The sequence below is a fragment of the Faecalibacterium sp. Marseille-P9312 genome (assembly GCF_902497445.1).
GTDB classification, from domain to species: domain Bacteria; phylum Bacillota; class Clostridia; order Oscillospirales; family Ruminococcaceae; genus Faecalibacterium; species Faecalibacterium longum.
Window position 1 is genome coordinate 192,430 of sequence record NZ_CABVEW010000003.1, and the last position, 24,696, is coordinate 217,125.

The 24,696-nt window shown below is 64.1% G+C and carries 17 protein-coding genes and 1 other RNA gene; 4 read left to right on the forward strand and 14 right to left on the reverse strand.

Annotated elements, in window-relative coordinates:
* Positions 1-234: 234 nt before the first annotated feature.
* The 12 genes from smc to F3G95_RS03730 form a co-directional block, all read right to left on the reverse strand.
* A complete protein-coding gene (smc, locus tag F3G95_RS03675; RefSeq protein WP_149793859.1) occupies positions 235-3,792 on the reverse strand; it encodes a chromosome segregation protein SMC in 3,558 nt (1,185 codons plus the stop codon).
* 1 nt (position 3,793) lies between these two features.
* A complete protein-coding gene (gene rnc / locus F3G95_RS03680; protein ID WP_015563671.1) occupies positions 3,794-4,468 on the reverse strand; it encodes a ribonuclease III in 675 nt (224 codons plus the stop codon).
* A gap of 148 nt (positions 4,469-4,616) precedes the next feature.
* Positions 4,617-5,624 (reverse strand): phosphate acyltransferase PlsX, encoded by a 1,008-nt coding sequence (gene plsX, locus F3G95_RS03685; protein ID WP_149793860.1) that lies wholly within the window; start codon positions 5,622-5,624, stop codon positions 4,617-4,619.
* Between the two features lie 367 nt (positions 5,625-5,991).
* The gene (gene trmFO, locus F3G95_RS03690) at positions 5,992-7,368 is read right to left on the reverse strand and encodes a methylenetetrahydrofolate--tRNA-(uracil(54)-C(5))-methyltransferase (FADH(2)-oxidizing) TrmFO (RefSeq protein WP_149793861.1); all 1,377 of its coding nucleotides are present in this window, start codon (positions 7,366-7,368) and stop codon (positions 5,992-5,994) included.
* Between the two features lie 121 nt (positions 7,369-7,489).
* Positions 7,490-9,574 carry a type I DNA topoisomerase gene (topA, locus tag F3G95_RS03695; protein WP_149793862.1) on the reverse strand — a complete coding sequence of 695 codons (2,085 nt, stop codon included), beginning with the start codon at positions 9,572-9,574 and terminating at the stop codon, positions 7,490-7,492.
* A 52-nt stretch (positions 9,575-9,626) separates the two neighbouring features.
* Entirely contained in the window at positions 9,627-10,787 is a 1,161-nt protein-coding gene (gene dprA, locus F3G95_RS03700; protein ID WP_149793863.1) for a DNA-processing protein DprA, read from the reverse strand.
* On the reverse strand, positions 10,784-11,563 hold the full coding sequence (locus F3G95_RS03705) for an RNA methyltransferase (RefSeq protein ID WP_149793864.1): 780 nt from the start codon (positions 11,561-11,563) through the stop codon (positions 10,784-10,786). The genes dprA and F3G95_RS03705 overlap by 4 nt, the downstream gene beginning before the upstream one ends.
* A gap of 80 nt (positions 11,564-11,643) precedes the next feature.
* Positions 11,644-11,994, reverse strand: coding sequence for a 50S ribosomal protein L20 (gene rplT / locus F3G95_RS03710; protein WP_015563667.1), 351 nt, complete (start codon positions 11,992-11,994; stop codon positions 11,644-11,646).
* Positions 11,995-12,048: 54 nt separating this feature from the next.
* Positions 12,049-12,252: a 50S ribosomal protein L35 gene (rpmI, locus tag F3G95_RS03715; protein WP_005928215.1), complete on the reverse strand. Its 204-nt coding sequence runs from the start codon at positions 12,250-12,252 to the stop codon at positions 12,049-12,051.
* Between the two features lie 18 nt (positions 12,253-12,270).
* Positions 12,271-12,822 carry a translation initiation factor IF-3 gene (gene infC, locus F3G95_RS03720; protein ID WP_149793865.1) on the reverse strand — a complete coding sequence of 184 codons (552 nt, stop codon included), beginning with the start codon at positions 12,820-12,822 and terminating at the stop codon, positions 12,271-12,273.
* A gap of 725 nt (positions 12,823-13,547) precedes the next feature.
* Positions 13,548-17,231 (reverse strand): UvrD-helicase domain-containing protein, encoded by a 3,684-nt coding sequence (locus F3G95_RS03725; RefSeq protein ID WP_149793866.1) that lies wholly within the window; start codon positions 17,229-17,231, stop codon positions 13,548-13,550.
* On the reverse strand, positions 17,228-20,581 hold the full coding sequence (locus F3G95_RS03730; RefSeq protein ID WP_149793867.1) for a PD-(D/E)XK nuclease family protein: 3,354 nt from the start codon (positions 20,579-20,581) through the stop codon (positions 17,228-17,230). The genes F3G95_RS03725 and F3G95_RS03730 overlap by 4 nt, the downstream gene beginning before the upstream one ends.
* A 401-nt stretch (positions 20,582-20,982) precedes the next feature.
* Between F3G95_RS03730 and ruvX the strand changes: the two genes are divergently transcribed.
* Together ruvX and F3G95_RS03740 are read left to right on the forward strand one after the other, a co-directional pair.
* Complete coding sequence (gene ruvX / locus F3G95_RS03735; protein WP_015563665.1) at positions 20,983-21,414, forward strand: Holliday junction resolvase RuvX; 432 nt, start codon at positions 20,983-20,985, stop codon at positions 21,412-21,414.
* 262 nt (positions 21,415-21,676) lie between these two features.
* Positions 21,677-22,150, forward strand: a complete 474-nt coding sequence (locus tag F3G95_RS03740; RefSeq protein WP_149793868.1) for a hypothetical protein — start codon at positions 21,677-21,679, stop codon at positions 22,148-22,150.
* A 94-nt stretch (positions 22,151-22,244) separates the two neighbouring features.
* Here F3G95_RS03740 and F3G95_RS03745 read toward each other — a convergent pair whose 3' ends face one another.
* Entirely contained in the window at positions 22,245-22,985 is a 741-nt protein-coding gene (locus F3G95_RS03745) for a peptidylprolyl isomerase (RefSeq protein WP_243130258.1), read from the reverse strand.
* Positions 22,986-23,247: 262 nt separating this feature from the next.
* Here F3G95_RS03745 and F3G95_RS03750 point away from each other — a divergent pair, with 262 nt between their 5' ends.
* On the forward strand, positions 23,248-23,568 hold the full coding sequence (locus tag F3G95_RS03750; protein WP_015563662.1) for a DUF1292 domain-containing protein: 321 nt from the start codon (positions 23,248-23,250) through the stop codon (positions 23,566-23,568).
* Positions 23,569-23,580: 12 nt separating this feature from the next.
* Positions 23,581-23,784, forward strand: a non-coding RNA gene (gene ssrS, locus F3G95_RS03755) — 6S RNA.
* A 67-nt stretch (positions 23,785-23,851) separates the two neighbouring features.
* Here ssrS and F3G95_RS03760 read toward each other — a convergent pair.
* Positions 23,852-24,055 (reverse strand): DUF378 domain-containing protein, encoded by a 204-nt coding sequence (locus F3G95_RS03760; protein WP_149793869.1) that lies wholly within the window; start codon positions 24,053-24,055, stop codon positions 23,852-23,854.
* Positions 24,056-24,696 lie beyond the last annotated feature (641 nt).

Below are 24,696 nucleotides of genomic sequence, written 5' to 3' on the forward strand. Positions count from 1 at the left end.
GCCAGCTCCCCTAGTAGGGGAGCCTCTGGCGAAGAGGCAAAGCTTTACGGAATGCCAAGGCCTCCCCTCGTTAGGAGCAACAACGACGACCGCCGCCAGTGGCGGAAACAGGGAGTCGCTGTTGGGGCCGCGGCCAGCAAGACGCAAGCAAAGCGCTGCGGCTGCTGGGTGCCGCAACCCGGGCAGTGGCATCGCGCAGCGATGACGGAGAGGTTCAATTCCATCTTATTATACCTACGAAACCAGTTCCGCGTCAACCTGTTCCAAATCGAGTTTGAGCAGTTTGGAGACGCCGTCCTCCTGCATGGTGACGCCGTAGAGGACGTTGGCGGCCTCCATGGTGCCGCGGCGGTGGGTGATGACGATGAACTGGGTCTTGTCGCTCACCCGGCGCAGGTACTGCGCAAAGCGGACGACATTGGCGTCATCCAGCGCGGCCTCGATCTCGTCGAGGATGCAGAAGGGCGCGGGGTTGACGGCGAGGATGGCGAAATAGATGCTGATGGCCACCAGCGCCTGCTCGCCGCCGGACAGGGCTTCCAAGTTCTTGATGACCTTGCCCGGCGGGGCCACCCGGATGCCGATGCCGCAGGAGAGCACGTCGCTCTCATCTTCCAGCACAAGGCTGGCCTCGCCGCCGCCGAACAGCTCGGTAAAGACGCGGCCAAAGTTCTCGTTGATGGCCCGGAAACTGTCGGTGAAGATGTCTTTCATCTGGCCCGACAGGCTGGTGATCATCCTGGTCAGCTCGTTCCTGCTGCCCTCGACGTCCTCCACCTGAGCGCGGAGGGTGTCGTAGCGGGCCTTGACCTCCTGATACTCCTCGATGGCGCTGACGTTGACGTTGCCCAGAGCGCGTATCTTTCCCCGCAGGTCGGCCACCTGCGCCCGGAGGACGTTCACGTTCTCGAACTCCACGCAGAGCTCTTCGGCCTGAGAGAGGGTCAGCTGATACTCGTCCCAGAGCTTCGCGGCCATCTGGTCGTATTCGCCCTCGGCGGCGGCTTTCCGCTCCGCCAGACGGGCCATCTCGCGGCCCATCTCTTCCCGCTCATCGGCGGCGGCGCGGCCTTTTGCAAGAGCCTCCGTCTCGTCCTTCTGGCAGAGCAGGCGCTTCTCGGTGGCCTCGCGTATCTCGGCCTCTTTTGCCGCGATGAGCGCGGTGCTGTCGGTCTTGGCCCGGCGGATGGCCTCGATCTCTTCCTGACAGGCCCCGCTGCGGGCGGCGAGGGCCGTGAGGCTCTCTTCCAGCGCGGCGCGGCGGCTCTCGGCATCTCTGGCCTGTTTTTCCAGCGCTTCGATCTGGCTGCGGGCCAGTTCGGCGTCCTTCTGACGGGCCAGCTGCTCCATCCGCTTGGCGCTCAGACGCTCGGCGAGGCTCCGCTGCTGTGCAAGGAAGGCGTCGTCGCCCTCGGCGATGCGTTCCAGCTCGGCCGTCCGCGTCTCGATGTCGGCGGCAAGGGCTTCTTCCTGCTTTGCGGCGTCTTCGGCACGGGCGCGGGCGGCGTCCAGCTGGGCTTTCCGCCGCTCCATCTCATCCTGACGCCCGGCGAGCGCCGCTTCCGACTGCTCCACAGCCGCCTCGAGGCGTTTCTGTTCGGCCTCGGCGCGGATGCGGTCATTGGCCGCCGTAATGATCTCGCTCTCGGTGGCGGTCAGCTCTGCGGCCAGCGCATCCACCTGCGTTTTCAGCTCGTCGGTGCGGTCCTGCGCCGCGAGGCAGTCCTTCTGGAGTCTGGCGGCCCTGACGCGCAGCTCTTCCATCTCCTGCTTGCGGGTGAACAGGCCCGCCGACCGCTGGACGCTGCCGCCGGTGAAGCTGCCGCCCGCGTTGATGACCTGACCGTCCAGCGTGACCACCTTGTTGTGGTAGCCCAGCTCTCGGGCCACACGGGAGGCTTCGTTGATGTCATCCACCACCACGATGCGGCCCAGCAGATTCGACACGATGTTCACATAGCGGGGGTCGGCCTTGACAAGGCTGGACGCCAGCCGGGCCGAACCGGAGAGATTCCCCCGGAAAAAGCCGGGCTGAACGGTATCCAGCGGCAAAAAGGTGGCGCGGCCCGCGTTCTCGCTGCGGAGCAGGGCGATGCCGGCCTTGGCGGCGGCTTCGTTCTCCGCCACGATGTTCTGCAGCGCGCCGCCCAATGCCGTTTCGATGGCGACTTCCCGCCCCGGCTCAACGCTCAAGATCGACGACACCGGCCCGATGATGCCCCGCAGACGGCGGGCCGACGCGGCCCGCATGACCGTCTTGACCGAGTTCTGGTAGCCGTCCATGTTCTTTTCCAGCTCTTTCAGAACGCCGAGGCGCTGACGGGCGGCGTCCAGTTCACGGCCAAGCTTCTGCTCGGCGGCATCGGCCTCATTGAGGGCGGCGCGGCGGCCTTTCAGCTTGAGCTCCACACCGGCCTTCACGTTTGCCAGCTGCTTTTCGTTCTCGGCCAGCACCTTCCGGTACTCGATGGTATCGGCAAGGTCCTGCTTTGCCTCGTCCCGCTGGGCCTCGAGGGCCTCGGTGTTCTCGGCGAGGGCGGGCAGCTGCTCCTGCGCGGCCTGCGCGGCGGCTTCGGCGGCGGCTTTCGCCACCTGTGCCTCGGTACGCTTCGCCGTCAGGTCGGCCGCCTCGGCCCGCAGGATGTCCCGGCGGGCGCCGCTGGCGTTGTTCTCGCTGGTCAGACGCAGCAGTTCCGCGTCCAGCTCGGCCAGCTCTGCGGCCAGCTTCTCCCCTGCCGCTGCCATGGACCGGGCCACGGCGCGGTGGCGTTCCAGCGCGGCGGCAGCCTCGGTGCTGTCCTGCTCGCCTGCGGCGATGTCCTCCCGCAGTGCGGCAGCGCTCTCCTCGTTGCGGGCGATGTCGTTTTCCAGCACGGCGATGCGGCTGTCGCTGCCGGAAAGCTCTTCTGTGATGCTACGAATATCCCCATTCAGGCGCTCGACGGCAATGGTCAGCTGCTGTGCCTGCATACGGATCTTCTCAGCCTCGGCCTCGGCGGCTCTGGCCTCCCGGTCAAACCGCTCATACTCGGCCTGAGCGGTCTCATAGTCCCGCACCTGACGGCGGACGGCCTCCCGGGCGCGGTGGACGCCGTTGGTCCAGAGGGTGACTTCCAGCGTCTTCCGCCGGGCGCTGAGCTCGAGAAAGCGCTGGGCCTTCTCGCTCTCTTTTTCCAGCGGGCCGACCCGGGCTTCCAGCTCGTCGAGGATGTCCCGCAGACGCTCGAGGTTCTCTGCCGCCGCGGCCAGACGCCGCTCCGCCTCGTTCTTGCGGTAGCGGTACTTGGCGATGCCGCAGGCTTCCTCGAAAATTTCGCGGCGCTCACTGCTTTTCGCGGCGACGATCTCCGCGATGCGGCCCTGTCCGATGACGGAGTAGCCGTCCCGGCCGATGCCGGTGTCCAGCAGCAGCTCGTAGATGTCCTTGAGGCGGCAGAGCTGGCCGTTGATGGTGTACTCGCTCTCGCCGGAGCGGTAGTATTTGCGGCCGATGACGGCTTCGTCGGCGTCGATGTCCAGCGTGTGGGCGCTGTTGTCCAGCGTCAGGCGCACCATGGCAAAGCCCATGGCTCCCCGGCGGCGGGGGCCGCCGAAGATGACGTCCTCCATCTTTCCGGCAGCGCGAAGCTGGCGGGAGCTGGTCTCGCCCAGCACCCACCGCACCGCGTCCGACAGATTGGACTTGCCCGAGCCGTTGGGGCCGACGACGCCGGTGACGCCCTCGTCGAAGCGTATCCTGACCTTATCGGGGAAACTCTTGAAACCTTGAATTTCCAGTTCCTTGAACACCATGTTACTTTTCCTTGATGACGCCCAGCAGTTTCAGGGCCTCGCGGGCGGCGTGCTGCTCCGCCATTTTCTTGCTGCGGCCCTCGCCCCGGGCTACGCAGTCCGAGTTGAACCGGACGGCCACCACAAAGTGCTTGTTGTGGTCGGGGCCGGTCTCCTGCTCCACCACATAGCTCAGCTTCTCTTCGGGATTCTGCTGGACGATCTCCTGCAGGCGGGTCTTGTAGTCGGCCTCGGCGTGCTTGCCCTCGGTGATGAAGGGCAGGATGAAGTTCTTTGCCACCTCCATGCCGCCGTCGAGGTAGAGGGCGGCGATGAGGGCTTCAAAGGCGTCCGACACGACGCTGGGGCGGGTGCGGCCGCCGCAGTGCTCTTCGCCCCGGCCCAGACGCAGGTAATCGCCGAGATTGATCTCCTGAGCGAACTGGAACAGTGCGCCCTCGCTGACGAGGCTGGAGCGGATGCGGGTCAGATCGCCCTCGGGGCGGTCGGCGTAGGCGTGGAACAGGTAGTCCGCCGAGACGATCTGCAGCACGCTGTCGCCCAGAAACTCAAGCCGCTCGTTGTGTTTGACGGGCGGGCGGGTCTCGTTGGCGTAGCTGGTGTGGGTGAGCGCCGTTTCCAGCAGCTCCGGGTGCTTGAACTTGTAACCAATAATTGTTTCCAACTGATGGCTCATGTTTTTTTACTCCCTTGATTCTCTGTTAGCGTCCCTGCCCTCTCAGGCGCTTCGCGCCAGCTCCCCCCAAAGGGGGAGCCAAAAGCCTCTCCCTTTGGGAGAGGTGGCATTGCAAAGCAATGACGGAGAGGGCAAGCTCGTTTCCCTTTTATTCTTTTGCCGTATTCAATTCATCCAGTGCGCTCTGCATGGTGCCGCACAGATCGTTCTCCACGCAGATCTTAGCCTGACGGATGGCGTTCTTGATCCCCTTGGCCTTGGAGGAGCCGTGAGCCTTGATGACCGGCTGCTTTGCGCCCAGGAAGGGTGCGCCGCCGTACTCCTCGCTGTCCATCTGGTGCTTGAGGTCGGACACGCTGTCCTTCAGCAGCAGATAGGCCAGCTTGCCGCCCAGATTCTTGAGGAACATTCCCTTGAGCATCCCCAGCAGCATCTTGGCGACGCCCTCGGTCAGCTTGAGGATGACATTGCCGGTGAAGCCGTCGCAGACGACCACATCCACATCGCCGTTCGGCACGTCACGGGGCTCGATGTTGCCCACAAAGCGGATGCCCGGGATTGTCTTGAGCAGCTGATGGGCTTCTTTGAGCATGGGGGTACCCTTGCTCTCCTCTGCGCCGTTGTTGGCCAGCGCCACGCTGGGGGAGGTGCGGCCCTCCACCTTGTTCACGTAGCAGCTGCCCATGACAGCGAAAGCGGCCAGCATCTCGGGGCGGCACTCGACATTCGCGCCGCAGTCCAGCAGCAGATACGCCTTGTTCTTGGCCGGCACCATGGTGGCCAGCGCCGGGCGCTTGATGCCCCGCAGGGTGCGGACGATGAGGCTTGCGCCCACATGGAGCGCGCCGGTGCTGCCGGCGGAGACGAAGGCGTCGCCTTTGCCCTCTTTGAGCATATTCAGGCCCACGACGATGGAGGAATCCTTCTTCGTGCGGATGGCCCTGGCCGGCTCGTCGCACATCTCGATGACCTCAGTGCAGTTCACCAGCTCGATGCCGTCCAGAGAGATGTTGTTGTCGGCGGCGGTCTTGCGGACAAGGGCCTCGTCGCCCACGCCGATGAGCTGGACGCCGTATTCCTTCACGGCAGCAGCCGCGCCTTCCAGCACGGCCAGGGGGGCGTTGTCGCCGCCCATCATATCTACGATGATCTTCATAGGTTTCATCCTTTCTGTCAGCGTCCTTGCCCTCTCAGTCACCTTCGGTGACAGCTCTCCCAAAGGGAGAGCCACTGGCGTGTCGGTCAGGCCCACGCTGGACGAGCAAAGCTCGATATTTCGTAAACAGTATTGCCCTGCTTCCCAGATTCACAGCAGCTTAACAAGGTGCGCTTGTCCAGAAGCTGCTGGCCTCTGTAGCAAGGCCCGCTCTTTTGCGCCATATCGAGCCTTAGACGTCCAGCTCAGAGCTGCCCGGCCTGCCAATGGCTCCCCTTTTAAGGGGAGCTGGCGCGAAGCGCCTGAGAGGTCCTTCCGGGCCAGTGCTCTATAGGAGCGCGCCTGAGAGGGCAAGCCCACTGCCCATTCAGAAGTTATTTTCATCCAGCCACTGCTGGAAGCTGGCCACGGCCCGTTCGGCCACGGCCATGTAACGCAGGCGCTTGTCGCGGGGGCGCTGGTCCTCCGGCAGCGGGGGCAGGATGCCCATGTTCGCGCCCATGGGCTGGAAGTGTTTGTTCTCGGTGGTGAGATACTGGATGAGCGCACCGCACATGGTGTCGATGGGTGGTGCGGGCAGCTCTTTGCCCTCGAGACGGGCGTAAATGTTCCGCGCTGCCAGCAGGCCGCAGGCCGCGCTCTCCATATAGCCCTCGAAGCCGGTGATCTGGCCTGCAAAGAAGACGTTGGGGTGCTCTTTGAGGCAGAGCCCTGCGCTCAGCACCCGGGGTGCGTCGAGGAAGGTGTTGCGGTGCATGACGCCGTACCGGACAAACTCGGCGTTCCCGAGGCCGGGTATCATGCTGAACACCCGCTTCTGCTCGCCCCATTTCAGGTTTGTCTGGAAACCCACGATGTTATACAGAGTCCGCTCCTTATTTTCGGCCCGGAGCTGGACGTTGGCCCAGGGGCGGTGGCCGGTGCGGGGGTCGATGAGGCCCACCGGGCGCAGAGGGCCGAACCGCATGGTGTCGGCACCCCGGGCCGCCATGATCTCGATGGGCATACAGCCCTCGTAGACCGTAACGGTATCCGCTTTTTTGCCGTGGGCATCGGGGTCGGGCTGTGCGCCCTGCTCTGCGCCCGCGTCGAACTCATGGAGCGGAGCTCGCTCTGCCGAGGCCAGCGCGGCGTGGAATGCCTCATACTCGGCCTTGTTGAAGGGACAGTTGAGATAGTCGGCCTCGCCCCGGTCGTAACGGGAGGCGGCAAACACCTTCTCATAGTCGAGGCTCTCCGCCGTCACGATGGGGGCCACGGCGTCGTAGAAGTGGAGGCGCTCGTCGCCGGTCAGGCGGCCGATCTCGTCCGCCAGCGCACCGTCGGTCAGGGGGCCGGTGGCCACGAGGATGGGGGTGCTCTCGTCGATGTGCTCCACCCGCTCCCGGTGAACGGTGATGTTCGGCTCAGCCTCCACCATCCGGGTGACTTCGGCGCTGAAGGTGTCGCGGTCTACGGCCAGCGCACCGCCCGCGGCCACGCGGGCCACCTCGGCGGCGTTCAGGAGCTGACTGCCCATCCGGCGCATCTCCTCTTTCAGCAGGCCGGAGGCGGAGTCCAGACGTTCGGCTTTCAGGCTGTTGGAGCAGATGAGCTCCGCGAAGCCCTCGCTCTTGTGGGCCGGGGAGAAGTGAGTGGGCTTCTGCTCATAGAGCTCCACCTGCACACCTTTTCCCGCCAGCCAGAGGGCGGCTTCGCAGCCCGCCAGACCGGCACCCAGTACAGTAACTTTATAGTTGCTCATTTAATATCCCTTTCATCTTACTTCAAGCCCGAGGCAGTCAGCGGAGACTTTCCCGGCCTGCCAATGGCTCCCCTTTTAAGGGGAGCTGTCTGCGAAGCAGACTGAGAGGTTTACTCCTTATTTAGTCTTTCTTCGGCACCGGCATCTCAAAGTCGCAGCCCTCTTTTGCGCAGTAGAGCTTGGAGCCCTTGCGGAACAGAGTGGAGCCGCACTTCTCGCACTTGACGGCCACCGGCATATCCCAGGTCATGAAGTCGCAGTCGGGGTAGCGCTCACAGCCGTAGTAGATGCGGCCCTTGGCGCTCTTGCGCTCCAGCATACGGCCCTTGCCGCACTTGGGGCAGATGCCGCCGGTATCCTTCACGAGGCGCTTGGTGCCGCGGCACTCGGGGAAGCCGCTGCAGGCCAGGAACTTGCCGTACTTGCCCACCTTGATGACCATGGGACGGCCGCAGAGGTCGCAGACCTCGCTGGACGGCTCGTCCGGCACCTTGACCTTCTTGCCTTCCATGTTCTTCTCGGCCTGCTCGAGGCTGGCGGCGAAGCCCTTGTAGAAGTCGTCCACGGTCTTGTGCCAGTCCGTCTTGCCGCTCTCGACCTTATCGAGGTTCTTCTCCATCTCTGCCGAGAAGTCCACGTCCACGATGTGGGGGAACTGCTCCAGCATCAGGCCGTCCACGGCCCGGCCCAGCAGGGTGGGCTTGAGCTTCTTCTGCTCCCGCTCCACATAGCCGCGGTCGATGATGGTGGTGATGATGGGGGCGTAGGTGGAGGGGCGGCCGATGCCGTTCTCTTCCAGCGCCTTGATGAGGGTGGCTTCGGTGTAGCGGGCGGGGGGCTGGGTGAACTTCTGCTCGCTCTTCAGCTCCCGCAGCTTGAGCACCTGACCCTCCTCGAGGGGAGGAAGGCTGGTCTCCTTCTTTTCCTTCTCGTCGGTGGCCTCTTCGTACAGGGCGGTGAAACCGTCGAAGGTGACCGTGTAGCCGCTGGCCTTGAAGCGGTAGCCGCCGGCATAGACGGTGACGGACACGGTGTCCTGCTGGCAGTCCGCCATCTGGCTGGCCATGAAGCGGCTCCAGATCATCCGGTAGAGCTTGGCGGTATCGCCGCTGATGCTCTTGTCCACCTCGTCGGGGGTCAGGCCCGGCACAGAGGGACGGATGGCCTCATGGGCGTCCTGCGCTGCCGTGGCGCTCTTGGTCTTCCAGGTGCGCTTGTAGGGGCAGATATAGCTCTCGCCGTAGGCCCCGGCGATGTACTCTCTGGCAGCTGCCACGGCCTCGTCGGAGATGCGGAGGCTGTCGGTACGCATATAGGTGATGAGGCCCATGGTGCCGTGGCCGGCGATGTCCACGCCTTCGTAAAGGGTCTGGGCAGCCCGCATGGTGCGGGTGGCCGTAAAGCCCAGACGGCGGGATGCCTCCTGCTGCAGGGTACTGGTGATGAAGGCCGGGGTGGGCTGCTTCGCGCGCTTGCCCTTTTTCAGTTCGCCCACGGTGTACTCGGCCCCCTCGAGGCCCTTTTCGATGGCGCGGGCCTCGGCCTCAGAGTGGGGCAGGAGCTTTTTTCCCTTGTCGTCGGAGGCCAGACGGGCCGTAAAGCTCTTCCGGCCCACGCCCAGGGTGGCGTCCACGTTCCAGTATTCCTCGGGCTTGAAGGCTTCGATCTCCTTCTCGCGGTCGTCGATGATGCGGACGGCCACGCTCTGGACGCGGCCCGCCGACAGGCCGCGCCGGACTTTCCGCCACAGGAAGGGGCTCAGCTTATAGCCCACCAGACGGTCCAGCACACGGCGGGCCTGCTGGGCGTTGAAGAGGTCTTCGTTGATGGCGCGGGGGTGGGCCATGCCCTCCTTCACGCCCTTCTTGGTGATCTCGTCGAAGGTCACGCGGTTGGGCTCGTGGGGGTCGAGGCCCAGGATGTTGGCCAGATGCCAGCTGATGGCTTCGCCTTCACGGTCCGGGTCGGTCGCCAGCAGCACACCGTCGGAGTGCTTGGCCTTGCTCTTCAGCTCTTTGATGAGCTTTTCCTTGCCTTTGATGCTGATGTATTGCGGCGCATAGTCATGCTCGATGTCGATGCCCAGCTGGGAGGCGGGCAGATCGCGGATGTGGCCCATGCTGGCCGTAACTTCGTAGTCTTTGCCCAGATATTTGCCGATGGTCTTCGCCTTGGCAGGCGACTCCACGATGACGAGTTTTGCCATTGCAGTTTTTCTCCTATATATAAAACCTCATTGACTGAGAGATTTGCTCTTCTTAACTTGCGCTTCCTCCGCGCAGAATATACCGTTTGCCCGGCAGGCAGCTCACCCGGCCTGCAAGCTCGAGCTTCATCAGGACGCCCAGCAGCGCCGCCGTGGGCAGGCCGCTCTTGACGCCCAGCTCCTCCACGCCCTGCGCCTTTGCGCCGAGACAGGAGAGCACCAGCCGCTCATTTTCACTCAGGGGCCGGGGCGTCTCCCGGGGTGCCGGGGCCGGTCTTGCGGCCTGCAGCCCCAGTGTACCAAATAAATCCGCTGCTGTACAGACCGCTTTTGCGCGTCCGTCCCGCAGAAGGGCATTCGTCCCCGCCGAGGCGGGCGAAAAAATGCTGCCCGGCACGGCGAACACAGGCTTACCGTACCGCTCTGCGTGGCCCACGGTGGACATGGTGCCGCTCTTTTCCTTGGCCTCCACCACCACCAGCGCCCCGGAGAGGGCCGCGATGAGGCGGTTGCGCTGCAAAAATCCCACGGCACCCACCGGCTCACTTTCGGGCGGGGACTCGCTGATGACGCAGCCCCCCCTCTCGATGGCCCGGCGGAGTTCCCGGTTGGCGGCGGGGTAGGTCCGGTCGATGGGGACGCCCATCACCGCGATGGTGGGGCAGTTCTCCCCTACCGCCGCCCGGTGTCCGGCGCTGTCCAGCCCGTCGGCCAGACCGCTCACGATGATGGCCCCCGCCCGGGCGAGGCCCCGCCCGATGTCCTCTGCGGCCCGCAGACCGTATTCGGTGGGCTTCCGGGTCCCCACCATTCCCACGGCGGCAGGCTCATTGAGCCAGCGGGGGTCGCCGGTGCAGTAGAGCACCAGCGGCATATCGGAGATGCGGGAGAAGGCCAGCGGATAGTCCGGGTCGTCATAGGGCAGGATGCGGATGCGCCGGGCCGCGCACCGCCGCGCAAAGGCCCGGTAGTGCTCGGGGGTGTTATCCGGCAGGCAGGCGCGCTGGACGGCGGCAAGTCCGGCAGCGGCGGCGAAGGCGTCGGTGTCCCGGGCCTCCCATGCCTCCTGCGCCCCGCCGAAGGCGTCCAGCACGGCTCCGGCCCGCTGACTGCCCGCGCCCAGCGTCCCCGCCAGCCAGAGCCAGCACAGGAGCGGGTCGGGGGCCGGTTCGGACGGGAAAAGGCTCAGCTGCCCCTCCCCGGCCCGCGTCACAGGCTCTCCTCCCGGAAATGCCAGAGCAGGATGCTGCCCGCGATGCCGGCGTTCAGGCTCTCGACCCGGTCGGTCATGGGGATGCGGACGGTGCCGGTGCAGGCGGCGATGGTCTCATCGGTGAGGCCCTGACCCTCGCTGCCGATGACGACGCAGACGCCGTCCGGATAGCCGGACGCCGCCGCACTCAGGGGCTGGGACTGGTAGAGGGCGGCGGCAAGGCAGGTGATGCCCTTCTCTCGCAGCAGGGCGATGGCCTCGGGCATCTTTCCCGCCTCGATGACGGGGATCCGCACCGCTGCGCCCATGGAAGCCCGAAGGGTCTTGGGCGCAAAGACGCTGGCGCAGCCGTCGCTGAGCAGCACGCCGTCAAAGCCGAAGGCCGCCGCAGAGCGGAGCAGCGTCCCCACGTTGCCGGGGTCCTGCACCCGCTCGAGGGCGAGGTAGCGCCCGCCGGTCTTTACCTCTTCTAAGGGATGCACCGGGGTGCGGAAAACGCCGAACACCCCCTGATGGGTCCCCACGTCGGCCAGCTTATCGGCCACATGGTCTTCCACAAGGTAGTGTTCGCCCGGCAGCTCCGAAAGCTCCGGGCATTTTTCCAGCGCCGACTCGGTGCAGAAGAGGGTCTCCAGCTCTGCGCCCCGGCAAAGCTCGGGGCAGAGCTTCCGCCCCTCGGCCAGAAAGCGGCCCTCGGCCCGGCGGAACGCCCCGCTGGACGCCAGACGGCAGGCGTATTTGACTTTTGCGTTTTCCCGGCTGGTGATCTTCTCCATCCGTCTTTCCTCCAACTACCAAAACATACAAAAAGGACGCCCGCGTATTTGATACGCGCGGGCGTCTTTTTTAAGGTCTATTAGGCGTTCTTCACGGTCTCGACCAGAGCTGCGAAGCTCTTGGGATCGTTGATGGCCATCTCGCTGAGCATCTTGCGGTTCAGCTCGATGCCAGCCTTCTTCAGGCCAGCCATGAAGCTGGAGTAGTTCATGCCCAGAGGACGGACAGCGTTGTTGATGCGGCAGATCCACAGGTTGCGGAACTGGCGCTTCTTCATGCGGCGGCCAGCCAGAGCGTAGTTGCCGCTCTTCATGACCTGCTGCTTAGCCATCTTAAAGTGCTTGCTCTTGCAGCCGTAGAAGCCCTTGGCCAGCTTCAGCATCTTCTTGCGACGTTTGTGAGTCATGGTTGCGCCCTTAATACGTGCCATTTTTTATATCTCCTTTAGTTATCTCAGTAGAATGTGTTTGCCTGCGGCTCGCTCTTAGGCGTAGGGCAGCATGCTCTTGATGGTAGCTGCGTTGGTCTTATCAACGTAGCTGGGCTGACGGTAACCACGGGTCAGCTTGGTGGTCTTCTTGGTCAGGATGTGGCTGCGGAATGCATGGCCGCGCTTGATCTTGCCGTTCTTGGTCAGCTTAAAGCGCTTCTTAGCGCCGGAGTGCGTCTTCAGTTTCATCTTAGCCATTTTAGTATCCTCCTAAAATTAGTCCTTATTGGGTTTCGGGATCAGCAGAATGGACATCGTGCGGCCCTCGAGGACCGGCGGCTTATCCATGCTTGCCTGAGGCAGAGCCTCGGCAAAGCGCTTCAGCACGTCAGCACCGAGTGCGCTGTGCGCCATCTCACGGCCGCGGAAACGGATCGAGGCCTTTACCTTGTGGCCAGCGGCCAGGAACTTGGCCGTCTGGTTCAGCTTGGTGTTGAAGTCGTTGGTGTCAATGTTGAGCGAGAGGCGGGTCTCTTTGACTTCGACCACCTTCTGGTTCTTCTTGGCTTCCTTCTCCTTCTTCTGCTGTTCAAAGCGGTACTTGCCGTAATCCAGCACCTTGCACACAGGCGGGACAGCCTGCGGGGCGATCTTGACCAGATCAAGTCCGGCGTCCTCAGCAGCGCGCATGGCCACCTGAATGCTGACCACGCCCTTCTGCTCGCCGTCGGCTCCGATCAGGCGAACCTCACGGTCACGGATCTGACCGTTGATCTCCAGTTCCTTCGACTTTCCAGCGGTAGCGATAATGAATGCACCTCCAAACAATAGTCCATAGTGTTGCGTTTTTTGGCATAGAAAACGCGGCCGCCCCAGTTTCGGGACAGCCGCGCGAAATTCACTCAAAAGCGCGATTCGGTCTTTAAGACGAATCGGTTCAGGGTATAGCCCGGGGATCCTTACCCCTCAAGGCGAGCGCGGCACAGGCCGTAGCTGCTTTCTTTACTCGAGTATTCTACCACACCCCGGGGAGGCTGTCAAGCATTTTTATGCGCTTTTTCAAAAAAAGATGCCTGGACAAGGGAATGGGGGAACAGCATTTCTGCCGTTCCCCCGTTGATTGCATCTGGCGGGTGTGCCCGTTCCCGCATTTCTTTTGACCCAGTGGGTGTGTAGCAGCACATTCTCTACTTCAAATGCACTCTTATCCTATGCTTATTATACCACAGAATAGATGTCGCTGCAATTTTGTGGTGCAATGATAGCTGATGTTAAGTCTGAGCGCAAGGCCCGCCCTTTTGCGCCATATTGCGCCTCAGGCGTCCAGCACGACCAAAACCGGCTTGCCAAGGGCTCTCCCTCTGGGAGAGCTGGCGCGAAGCGCCTGAGAGGGCAAGCCCGGCACGACAGAGCCGACACACGGCGATAGGCAGGCTCTTTGTCAGAGCGATACTATCGCTGTGCCTGTGCTTCTCTGTCAGCGTCCTTGCCCTCTCCGTCACCTTCGGTGACACCTCTCCCAAAGGGAGAGGCTTTGCGCCCTGCTTTCTTATTTATACCTCTATCAGCTCCCCCAGCTCCAGCGAATATATCCCTTTATATGTCACCCGCCGGGGAGCGAAGCGCTTATCGATGGCCTTTGCGTAGAGCTCCAGCTGAGCGCGGTAGGCGCGGACGAAGTCGGCAGGAGTCTTGCGGCGGTCCGTCTTGTAGTCCAGAAGCTCGAGGTGGTCGGGGTAGACGAGGACGATGTCCGCGATGCCCTGCACCAGCACCCCGGCGTCGGCGGCAGGGCCGTCGGGCAGGGCGCGGCCCTGGGCAGCCATGACCTCGGCGGCGGGCAGCGACGTGATAAAAGCCAGCTCCCGCAGCACATCCTCTGCCCCGCAGATGCGGCGGAACGCCTCGCTGCGCACAAAGCGGAGTATCTTATAGACATCCAGCTTCCCGGCAATGGCGGGGGGCGTGAGCTGCGCCGCCGCCTGACGCTCCCGCTCGGCGCGGACAGCGGCCAGAACGGCGTCGTCCTCTGCGTCCCGCACAGCGGCCAGCGCCCCGAAGTCGGCGTGCTCGAGGAAGGCATGGAGGGCCGTACCCATCTCGGCGGCGGTGAGGCCGTCCTTCGAGAGGAAGCCCGGGCGCTCGAGGGTGGTCTGCTCAGCAGCGTGGACGAGGCTGGTCACGCTGACCTTGGCCGGGATGTCCGCCAGCGCCGCCGCCGGATACCGCCAGCCGAAGCCCTGCCGCAGCGTCTCCACAAGGGCCGGGTCGGCCTCGGGCCGGGTCGGCTCTTCCGCCTCGGCGGGGGCTTCCTCGGGCGGGAGGACATCGGCCTGCACTGTGAGGGCGATGGTGCTTCTGGTGTCCGCAAGGGGCAGCTCGAGGTCCCCGGCCAGACGGCGGAGAGGCCCGCCGTTGGGGTGGACGAGGAGCGCCGCCCGCAGCCAGTCGGCGAAGCTGCCCGCCTGAGCGTTCAGGGTCTCCCCCGCCCCGGCGGCGAGGAAGGCGGCAGCTTTGGCGAAGGGGTTGGACGTCCGGCCGATGCCCAGCGGCACCGTCAGGATCAGCTTATCCTGCGCCCGGGTGAGGGCCACATACAAAAGCCGCATCTGCTCGCTCCGCATCTCGGCGGCATGGACCGTGGAGAGGGCGGTGTAGGCCGCCGTCTTATAGGCCCCCTCGCCGCCCTCGGGACGGAGACGGAGGCCCGCGCCCCAGACGCGGTGGAGCAGGACGGGCTGGCGGGTGTCGGCGGCGTTGAACTGCCGGGCCGTGTCGGCCACGAACACCACCGGGAACTGCAAGCCCTTGGAGCGGTGGATGGTCATGATGGTGACGCAGCCGGGCCGCGCCCCGCCGGGGGCAGTCTCCTGCCCGGTGGAGCCCGCCAGCGTGGCCGCGTCGATGGCACGGACGAGGGCCGAGATGCCGCCCGCGCCCGCCCCGGCGCAGAAGGAGGCGAAACGCCGCGCGTCCTCCCGGCGGCGCTGGCCGTTCTCCATGGCACCGAGGGCGGCGAGGTAGCCAGTGGAAACAAAAATTTCTTCCAGCAGTTCCTCCACCGGCACGCTCCGGGCCATCCGGCGCAGGGCCGTCAGACGCCGGTAGAACGCCTGCACCCGGCGGGTGAAATCATCCTCCGCCCCGCTCTGGACGGCCTGTAAAACTGCGCCGTAGAGGCTGATGCGGGTGTGCTGATCGGGTGTCTGCGCCCCGGCCCGGAGACGGACGAGGTCGTCGTCCGTAAAGCCGAACATCGGCCCCAGCATGGCGGCAGCGAGGTAGATGTCCTGCGCGGGGTTGTCGATGACCCGCAGCAGGGCGATGAGGGGGCGGATGTGGGGCGCGTCCAGCAGGTTCTCCCGGGCGTCGGCGTAGACCGGGATGCCCCGGGCCGTCAGAGCCTCGGCGTAGGCCGGGAAGTCGCCTCTCGCCGCCAGCAGGACACAGCAGTCCTCGTACTGCACCGGGCGGGTGGTGCCGCCGTCCCGCACCGGCTCACCGGAAGCCACCATCGCCTCGATGCGGTCGGCGATATACTGTGCGTCCGTCTCGGCGGCATCGTCGGGCAGGAAGTGGGCCTCCACACTGCCCTCGTACGCGCCGGGTGCGCCGCAGACGAGGCGCTGTCCGTCGCCGTAGGCCGTGTCGCCCAGAGCGGGCGTCATGAGCTGTTCGAAGATAAAGTTGATGCCCGCCACCACCTGCGGGGCAGAGCGGAAGTTGGCGTCCAGCGCCAGCATGGCGTTCTCGCCGGGCTGGCCGTCTTCGGGCCGGGGGCGGGCTTCGCCGCCGGGCAGGAGGGGCCAGCTCTCCAGCTTTTCCCGGAAGATGCTGGGGTCCGCCTGACGGAAGCGGTAGATGCTCTGCTTTAAGTCGCCCACGAGGAAGAGGTCATCCCCTGCCGGGCTGGCCAGACAGCGGTAAAGGGCGTCCTGCAGGGCGTTCGTGTCCTGATACTCATCCACCATGACGGCGGCGTAGCCCTGCCGGATGCCCTGACACAGCTCGGTGGGCTGGCCGTCGTCGTCCCGCAGGAGCCGCAGGGCCAGATGCTCGAAGTCGCTGAATTCCAGCAGCCGCCGCTCCCGCTTCCGGGCCGCAAAGCGGGCGTCAAAGTCCCGCACGGCGGCAAAGAGGGCGCGGAGGCAGGGTTCGGCGGCTTTCCGGTCAAGCTCGGCTTCGTCGAGGCTGCAACTGATGAGGTCTTCGATCTTCTCAAAGAGCTTTGCGGCCTCGTCGGCCCGGGTCTTGACGGCGTCCTTGTGCTCGCCGGTGAGCCGCTTTTTCATATTTTTGAGGCCGGGGGCCTGTTCCATGCCGAGGACGTAGGGCGTCAGCCTGTCGTAGAGGGGCGTCCATTCCCCCGCCCCGGCCAGACGCTCCACCTCGCCCAGCAGGGCGGCGGAGTTTTCCAGCCGCTCGAGGGGTTCGGCGAACTTCTCGTTCACTGCCGCCACGGCCTTTTCCTTGGCGGCAGGGGTCTTTTTGCTGGCCTCGGCGTCGGCCTGCGCAGTCACGAAGTCCTCCCTGCAGTCGTTCAGCGCGGCGCAGAGCAGCTCCTTCGCAGCCCGGGCAGAGCGGGCGGCCTCCTGCATCAGAATATCATGCCAGCAGGTGCGGGCAAAGCCGTTCTCGTCCTGCCACGGAGCCAGCATCTCGTCCAGCTTTTTATCGTAGTCCGGCAGGGCGCGGAGGAAGTCGCAGACCTGCAAAACCGCCTCCCCCGCCGCCTTGTCGGTGCGGCCCTTGCCGTAGAGGTCGGCAAAGGCGCAGAAGTCCGCATCCTGATAGGCCGCTTCCAGCGTCTCAGAGAGGGCCGCGTTCCGCAGCATCTCCACGCTGCCGGGGTCGGCAGGGGTGAAGTCCGGCGGGATGTCCAGCGCCTGAAAGTGCTTGTGGAGCAGGTCGAGGCAGAAGGCGTCGATGGTGCAGATGGGGGCTCTCTGTAAAAGCATCCGCTGGCGGCGGAGGGCCGTGTTGCCCGGCTCTGCCTGACTGCGGCGGAGCAGCGCCTGCCCGATGCGGGCGCGGAGCTCTGCGGCGGCGGCGTTGGTAAAGGTGACGATGAGGAGCCGGTCGGCGTCCACGGGATGTTCCGGGTCGGTGATGAGCCGGACGGCCCGCTCCGTCAGCACGGCGGTCTTGCCGCTGCCGGCGGCGGCGCTCACCAGCAGCGCACCGCCCCGGTCATCGATGGCGGCACGCTGGGCCGGGGTCCATTTTGTCTCGCTCACTGGTCTTCCTCCTTCTTTTTATCTGAATTTTCTGGCGGTTCAAACGGCTTTGCGGGGGCATCCAGCGCCCGCTCTCCGATGCCGTCCTCATGGCAGCAGATGAAGCCGTAGTCGCACCACCGGCAGGGGCTGCGGCCCGTGACCAGCGGCTCGGCGGCGATGCAGCCGCTGTAGAGCTGTTCGCCCATCTGGGTCACAAGGTCGTCCAGATGGAGCTGGATGCGGGAGAGCTTGGCCTTGTCGGCGCGTTTCTCTTTCTGGTAGGGACTGGGTACACCGCCCCGGAAGCTGAAGGGCAGATACCGCCCCGTCTCCTCGGCGTCCATGGCGTCGAAGACCTTCTGCTCGTCCCGGACGAGGCCGTCCAGCTTGTATTCCATGCTCCGGGCGGCCTTGCCCCGGGTGGTCGTCTCGGGGGCCGGGTCGGCCAGCAGATACAGCACGCCCGCAGGCTCTGCCCCGGTGAATCGTCCGTCGGCGTCCCGGGTCAGGCTGAACAGGTAGAGCAGCATCTGACAGTCGAGGCCGCAGTAGACTTCCCGCAGGTCGAGCTTTTTCGTGCCGGTCTTATAGTCCACCACCCGCACCCAGCGGGTGCCGTCGTCCTCGATCCACTCGTCGGCGCGGTCCACGGTGCCAATGAGCTGCACCGTCCGGCCATCCGAGAGGCGGTAGGTCTGGCCCCGCACGGCGTCCTCGCCGGGGCCGATCTTCAGCTCACAGGCCACCGGTTTGAAGCTGGACTGGCGCTGCTCGTCCCGCAGGTAGCAAAGCAGGCCCGTCATGCTCTTTTTGAGGCGGGAGAGCAGATAGGCGAAGCGGGCCGTGTCCTCGGGGAGGTAGCGCTTTGCGTACTCATCTACGAGAAGCCCGGCCAGCGCCGCCATGGCCTCGTCGTCGAGGTCGAGGAAGGGCTGTAAGCCAGCGCAGGGGTTGTCAGGGCCGGGGTGAGGGTCGAGGGCCATCTGGAGCACCCAGTGCATGAGGGTGCCGCTCTGGTCGGCGGAAAGCTCGGCCCGCTTCCGGGGGCGCAGACCCAGCACGTACTGCAGAAAATAGCCGTACCGGCAGGGGTAGTATTTTTCGAGCTGACTGGGCGAGATGCGGAGCCGCCGGCCCAGCAGCGTTTCCAGCGCCTCGAGGTCGCTGACCTGACGGGGGCTGCGGCCCGCCATCCGGCGCAGGAGGGCGAGGCCCTCGGGTTCCGCCCCGCCGGGGGCATGAAGGGCCTCGGTGAGGCTGGCGCGCTCGATCTCCGTCAGGGGCCAGCCGCCGCCCAGCACGTCGAGGCCGTCGGCGGCAGTGGCGGCAAGGTCGGTCAGGTCCAGCTCCGGCGCACCCGGTCTCAGCACGTCCACGATGGGCTCGAGGGCGGCACAGAGGGTCTGGCCCTGCCCCTTCGGCCAGCTGAGCCAGAGCCCCTTTGCCGGGGCGGTGAGGGCTTTATAAAAGCAGACCTGCTCGCGGACCACCCGGTTCTCGAAGCAGTCCGGAAGCTCGATCTCCTGCGCCATCAGGGCGTCGCGGTCGGCGTGGGTCAGCAGGCCCGTCTCGCCGGGCGCGGCGGGGAATTCGCCCTCGGAGAGGCCCAGCACAAAGACATAGTCCGGTGCGTCAAGGCGCATCTTGCCTGCGCTGGCCAGCACCACGGCGTCCAGCGTCTGGGGGATGTGGCCGAGGTCGGACGAGCGCAGCAGCAGCCCGAACAGCTCTTCGTACTCGGGGATGGTGACGCTCTGGCCGCCCAGCAGGCTCGCCATCTCGTCCAGCAGTCCCATGACCACGTTCCACTCCCGGGCGGCTTCCTCGGCGGCGGGGATGCCCCGCTCGGCCCGGATGGCCTCCACCTGCGCGGCCTGAGCGTCCTCCGCGCCCAGCTCCTTCAGGCAGAAGTAGAGGGCGCGGCTCATCTGCTCGGCGTTGGCAGAGCGGAGCTTCCCGCGCAGGCCGTCGGCGGCGGTGATGAGAAGGGAGCGGGCCTTTTCGGCCCGGGCGAGGTTTTCTCTGTCCTCGTCGGTAGGCTCCACATCACCAAAGCCCCGGGGGTTCTTCTCGAAAGGCGCGCGCCACGCCGCCGCATTGGGCGACCAGGTGTAGGCGTAGTTCTCAAGGGCGCAGATCTCTTCCTCGGTGAGGGCGCAGAGGCCGGTCTTGGCCAGGGTGGTGAGCTGTTCCGTCAGCTCTGCACCCCGGGCAATGGCCAGCAGACACCGCACCGCCGTGGCCGGGGCGCTGAACTCGGGCGTCGTCGGCTCGTCGCAGTAGAGGGGGATGTCCGCCATCCGGAACTCGTACTTCACGGCGGCGCGGTATTTCGAGATGTCGCGGCAGACCACCGCCACCTTCCCGCAGCGGACGCCCTGCCGCATGAGGCGGCGGATGGCGGCAGCGGCGGCGCGGGCTTCTTCCTCCCGGCTGGGAGCGGCGAATAATTTTATTTCCGGACAGGCCGGAGGCGGGTCACACCGGCCCGCGGCCAGCAGCTGGGCCGCTGCGGCGAGGCCGGGGGCGTCGGCGTGGCGCATATCCCGGCGCAGCAGTTCCGGCACGGCCACCGCAGTGCCGTTCCGGCGGGCCAGCTGGCGCAGCTGCGCCGCCACCTGCTTCGCGCCGGAGAAAAGGCTCATGTCCCCCGGCACGAGAGGGGTGCCGTCGTCGCAGAGGGCCACCGTCACGGTGGGCAGCGAGGCCAGCAGGGCGCCCATCAGCCGCTTTTTCGGGGCGTTGAAGGTGTCGAACTCGTCGATAAAGACGGCCCTGTCCCGCAGGAACTCCGGCAGTTCGCCCCGGGCCAGTGCGGCCTCGAGGCGGGATGCGGCCAGCTCCAGCCGGTCGGAGGGGTCCATGCCTGTCCCGGCCAGCAGGGTCTCGTAGCCCTGAAAGATGAGGGCCAGTTCGCTGAGTTTGGCGCTGTCGGTGCCGCAGTCCTGCGCCAGCTCATAGAGCTGCTGGCCCGAGAGACCCGCGCTCTTGAGCTCGTCGATGGTCTCGGCGGCCATCTGGCAGAAGGCGGCCGAGCGGCGGTGGCGGTAATAGTAATGGACGTTGTCCTGCAGTTCCTCGAGGGCGCGGCGCACCAGCACGGCACGGCCCGCGTCGCTGAGAGTCTGGACGGCAGAGCCGCCCTCCGCCGACAGGATATGCTCGGCGAGGCTGGTGAAGGAAAAGCTCTCCACCAGTCCGCTCAGCGCGTCGCCCAGCTCCCGGTGGATGCGGCCCTCGGTGGACGAGGTGAACTGCTCCGGCACCAGCAGGATGCTCTTCTCCCCCGCCTCGGCCCGCGCCCGGATGCGCTGGTACAGCAGGGTGGTCTTTCCGCTGCCAGAGCCGCCTAAAAGTAGTTTTAACATGGTGAATCTCTCCGTTGGGTCAGTTTTTTATCGTGGGAGCCAAAAGCCTCTCCCTTTGGGAGAGGTGTCACCGAAGGTGACGGAGAGGGCTAGCCCGGCATGACAGAACCACCGCACAGCGATAAGCAGAAGCCTTTGTCAGGGCGATACCATCGCTGCGCCTGAGTCTCGCTGTCCGCGTCCTTGCCCTCTCAGTCACGCCGCGGCGTGACAGCTCCCCCAAAGGGGGAGCCATTGGCAAGCCGGTTTTGGTCGTGCTGGACGCCTGAGGCCCACTGTGGCGCAAAAGACCGGGCCTCGCGCTCAGACTTAATATCAGCTATCATTGTACCACAAAATTGCAGCGACATCTATTCTGTGGTACAATGAAGAAAAAATCATCTCAGAAAGAGGACACCTGCATGAAAATTTTAGCAGTAGATTACGGCGACAGCCGCACCGGCCTCGCCACCTGCGACCGCACCGAGTTCCTGACTTCCCCCATCACGCCCCAGATCACCGTCAAGGCCCGGGACAAAGTTGCCGCCAGGGTCTGCGAGGTGGCAAAGGAGATCGAAGCCGAGCTCATCGTCATCGGCCTGCCGCTGAACATGGACGGCACCGAGGGCGAGCGCGCCCGCAAGAGCCGCAAGCTGGCCAAAACCGTTGAGATCTGGAGCGGCCTGCCCGTCCGGATGTGGGACGAGCGCCAGACCACCTGCGCCGCTGCTGACCTCCTCGACGAAAGCGGCACCTTCGGCGCAAAGCGGAAAAGCATCCTCGACTCGGTAAGTGCGACGGTGATATTGGACGACTACATCCAGTGGCGGAAGGAGCATCCGGGGGAGGTCTGAACGCCCCCGCCGCCCCTGTGGCAAAGTTTCTTTGCGAAGTCCGGACAGTTTGTTGCAAAGTCCACAGAAAATCGTCGTTTTCCGGTTTGTTTTCACAATTTTTCTGAGCCGAATTTGTATAGTTTTCCAGCTTGACAGCACCGACTCTTCTCCGATAAAATGAGGGTAGAAGAACCCCCTGACCAGATGGCCGGAGAGGACGCTTCTTCATGAGAAAAAACAACTGGACTCACCAAAACAAAAACGATTGGAGGCGACCCACATGACAAAACTGAGAAAGCTGACTGCCCTGCTTCTGGCCGGTGCACTGACCCTTCTGCTCCTGACCGCCTGCAGCGGTGGCGGCGGAGGCTCCTCCGGCCCGGAGGCCCAAGCCGAAGCCGAGGTGATGCGGGCCATCCGAAGCAACCCCGCCACCGCAAGTCTGGCATATGACGATGAGATGCAGGACATTGCCAAAGCCAATCTGGACGCCGAACTGAAAGGCAGCTTCAGAGGGTACAAGGGCTACCACAACGTAAAGATTGATCGGGAAAAATCCACTCTGACCCTCATCGCACAGTACGACTACAAAGACACCACCTTGGAAAAACTCATCGGTTACATCACCAAGAACAACGAGGCTTCTAACCTGAACTTTAATCTTTCCAGTAAATGGACTAAGATAGGCGTAGCAGCCAAGACCCATAAAGGGCAAACCTACATCGCCATCACTCTGCAGGTAAAGAAGACCTAACCTGTCCCTTTTCCCCATAAACGCAGATCACCCGCCAGTTGGCGGGTGATTTTTTGCAGCTGTCCCACCGCCCGGAGGGCGGAAAACCAGCTTCTTATTCGTATTTCGTGATGGTCACACTGTTGATGGTGACAGCCTCCGTCGGGCGCTGATTTTCGTCCACGCCGGTCTGGGCGATGGTGTCCACCACTTCCATCCCCTCGTACACCTGCCCGAAGACGGTGTCGGTGTAGTCGAGGTAGGGTGCGCCGCCCGCCGTCTGGTAGGCGCTCACCACGTCGGCCCGCCAGCCGGCGGCGTTCATCTGGTCGATGAGCTCCTGCGTCACCGAACTGCTGCCCGGCAGGGTCTCCATGACATAAAAGACGCTGGCGCAGTCGCCGGAGGCGTCCGCTGCCGCACAGAGTGCGCCGGAATAGTGGTGGAGCTTATCGGTGGTCTCGGCGGAGAAACGGTTCCCGTTCCAGATGGTGGTGCCTTTGCCGTCCGCGCCCTGCCCGGCCTCCACCACGAAGTCCTTCTCCGCCCGGGTGACGGTCAGGCCGTTGTAAAAGCCCTGCTGGGCCAATGTCGTGAAGTTCTGCACGGCCTGCGGGGCCTCGGTGGAAAAGAGCACTGCTTTGAACACGCCTGCCGAGGTATCGAACACCGCGATGGTGTCCCCCGCCGCCGGGTGGGTGAACTGCAGCTCTGCCGACTCCACCGCCGGGCGGCTGACCGTCTGCACCGTGTCGGCCTTTCCGCCCTGGATGCTGGAGAGGATATTATGTGCACTGCATCCGGCCAGAACTGCCGTCAGAGCCAGTGCCGCCATTATTTTTTTCAAGGCTCTCATGATCGGGCCTCCCTGTCCATATATTATAGCAAAGATGGCTTTTCAAAAGCTATCGCTATAGTATATCACATTCCGCCCCGGGAAGCGAGAGGGAAAAGCGTGAAAATTTGTTATTGGATTTCTATGCGAAAAACATCTTGACGAGCGGGCAAAAAAACGCTACACTATAGGCGTACCCGGAACCCACAGCTCAGAAGGAGCAGAGCGGGCAGGGTGTGATAGTTATTCTATTTTTTAGATATTTGACAGGAGAACGTGACTTATGGCAGAAGATATGAACAAGTCCGCCGCTGAGACCGAAGAGGAATATCAGCCTGACCTGATGACCCTCGAGGACGAGGACGGCAATGAGGTCACGTTTGAAGTGATCGACGCTCTGGACCATAAGGGCGTGCATTACCTGGCCGTTGTCGAATACGCCGAGAATGAGGAAGACCTGGACGAGGACGCCCAGCTGGTCATCCTGAGCGTCGGCGAGGACGACGAGGGCGAGTATCTCGACGTGGTCGAGGACGATGAGACCCTGCTGGAAGTCAGCAAGCTGTTCGAGAAGCGTCTGAGCGACCAGTTCGAGATCGAGTGATTTTTCAGCAAAGACTTCCTGCCCGGCGCGATTTGTTGCGGTTTATATGATCCTACTAATCATTCAACGGGAGCTTGGAGTTCGTCGGTGGATTGCAGACCTCCCCGTCATGGGTCGACCATGGAGGCTCGATGAGGAAGCGCGAAACCGGAGACAGAGCACCCACCTGTCCGCAAGGGTAGGTTTGATTGCCGCAGACGACCGGGCGGGATTCTTTATAGGTTTTCAAAAAGGCTCTCGTGCCGTATTTCCTGCCGGCATGAGAGCCTTTTTTCTTTTGTCTCTATTCCCCGGTCTCGTCCGTGAACAGGCCCGGGATGCCGCAGACAGCGGCCACACCCACCAGCGTGAACACGATGCGTGACCAGATGGACGCGCTGCCGCCCAGCAGCCAGCCGACGAAGTCGAACTGGAACAGTCCCACAAGACCCCAGTTGATGCCGCCGACGATCATGAGGATGAGACAGATTTTATAAAAGGTCTGCACAAAAAGCCCCTCCTTCCTTTGGGTAGTATGCCCGACGGGAAGGAGGGTTATGCATTTTATAGGGTCAGCGCCGCTCGAAAACCTCTCCCTCTGGGAGAGGTGGCATTGCGAAGCAATGACGGAGAGGGCAAGCCCAGCACGAAAGAGCCGTTGCGCAGCGATGGGCAGGCTCTTTGTCAGAGCGATGCTGTCGCTGTGCCTGTGCTTTACTTGTAGCGGCCTTGCCCTCTCAGGCGCTTCGCGCCAGCTCCCCCAGAGGGGGAGCCTTTGGCAGGCCGGTCAAGTTTCCTCTGGACGCGCAAAGCTTATTTGTTTCGTGGACTGTAGTGCCCTGCTGTCTAGGCCAGCGGCAGCTTGACAAGGTGCGTCGTCCAGAAGCGGCTGCCCTCTGTAGCAAGGCCCGCCCTTTTGCGCCATATTGCGCCTCGGGCGTCCAGTAGGAAGTGGCCCGACTTGCCAAAGCCTCTCCCTATGGGAGAGGTGGCATTGCGAAGCAATGACGGAGAGGGCAAGCCCGGCACGAAAGAGCCGCTGCGCAGCGATGGGCAGGCTCTTTGTCAGCGCGAAACGAGCGCTGCACCTGTGCTTCCCCGCCAGCAGCCTTGCCCTCTCAGGCGCTCACGCGCCAGCTCTCCCAAAGG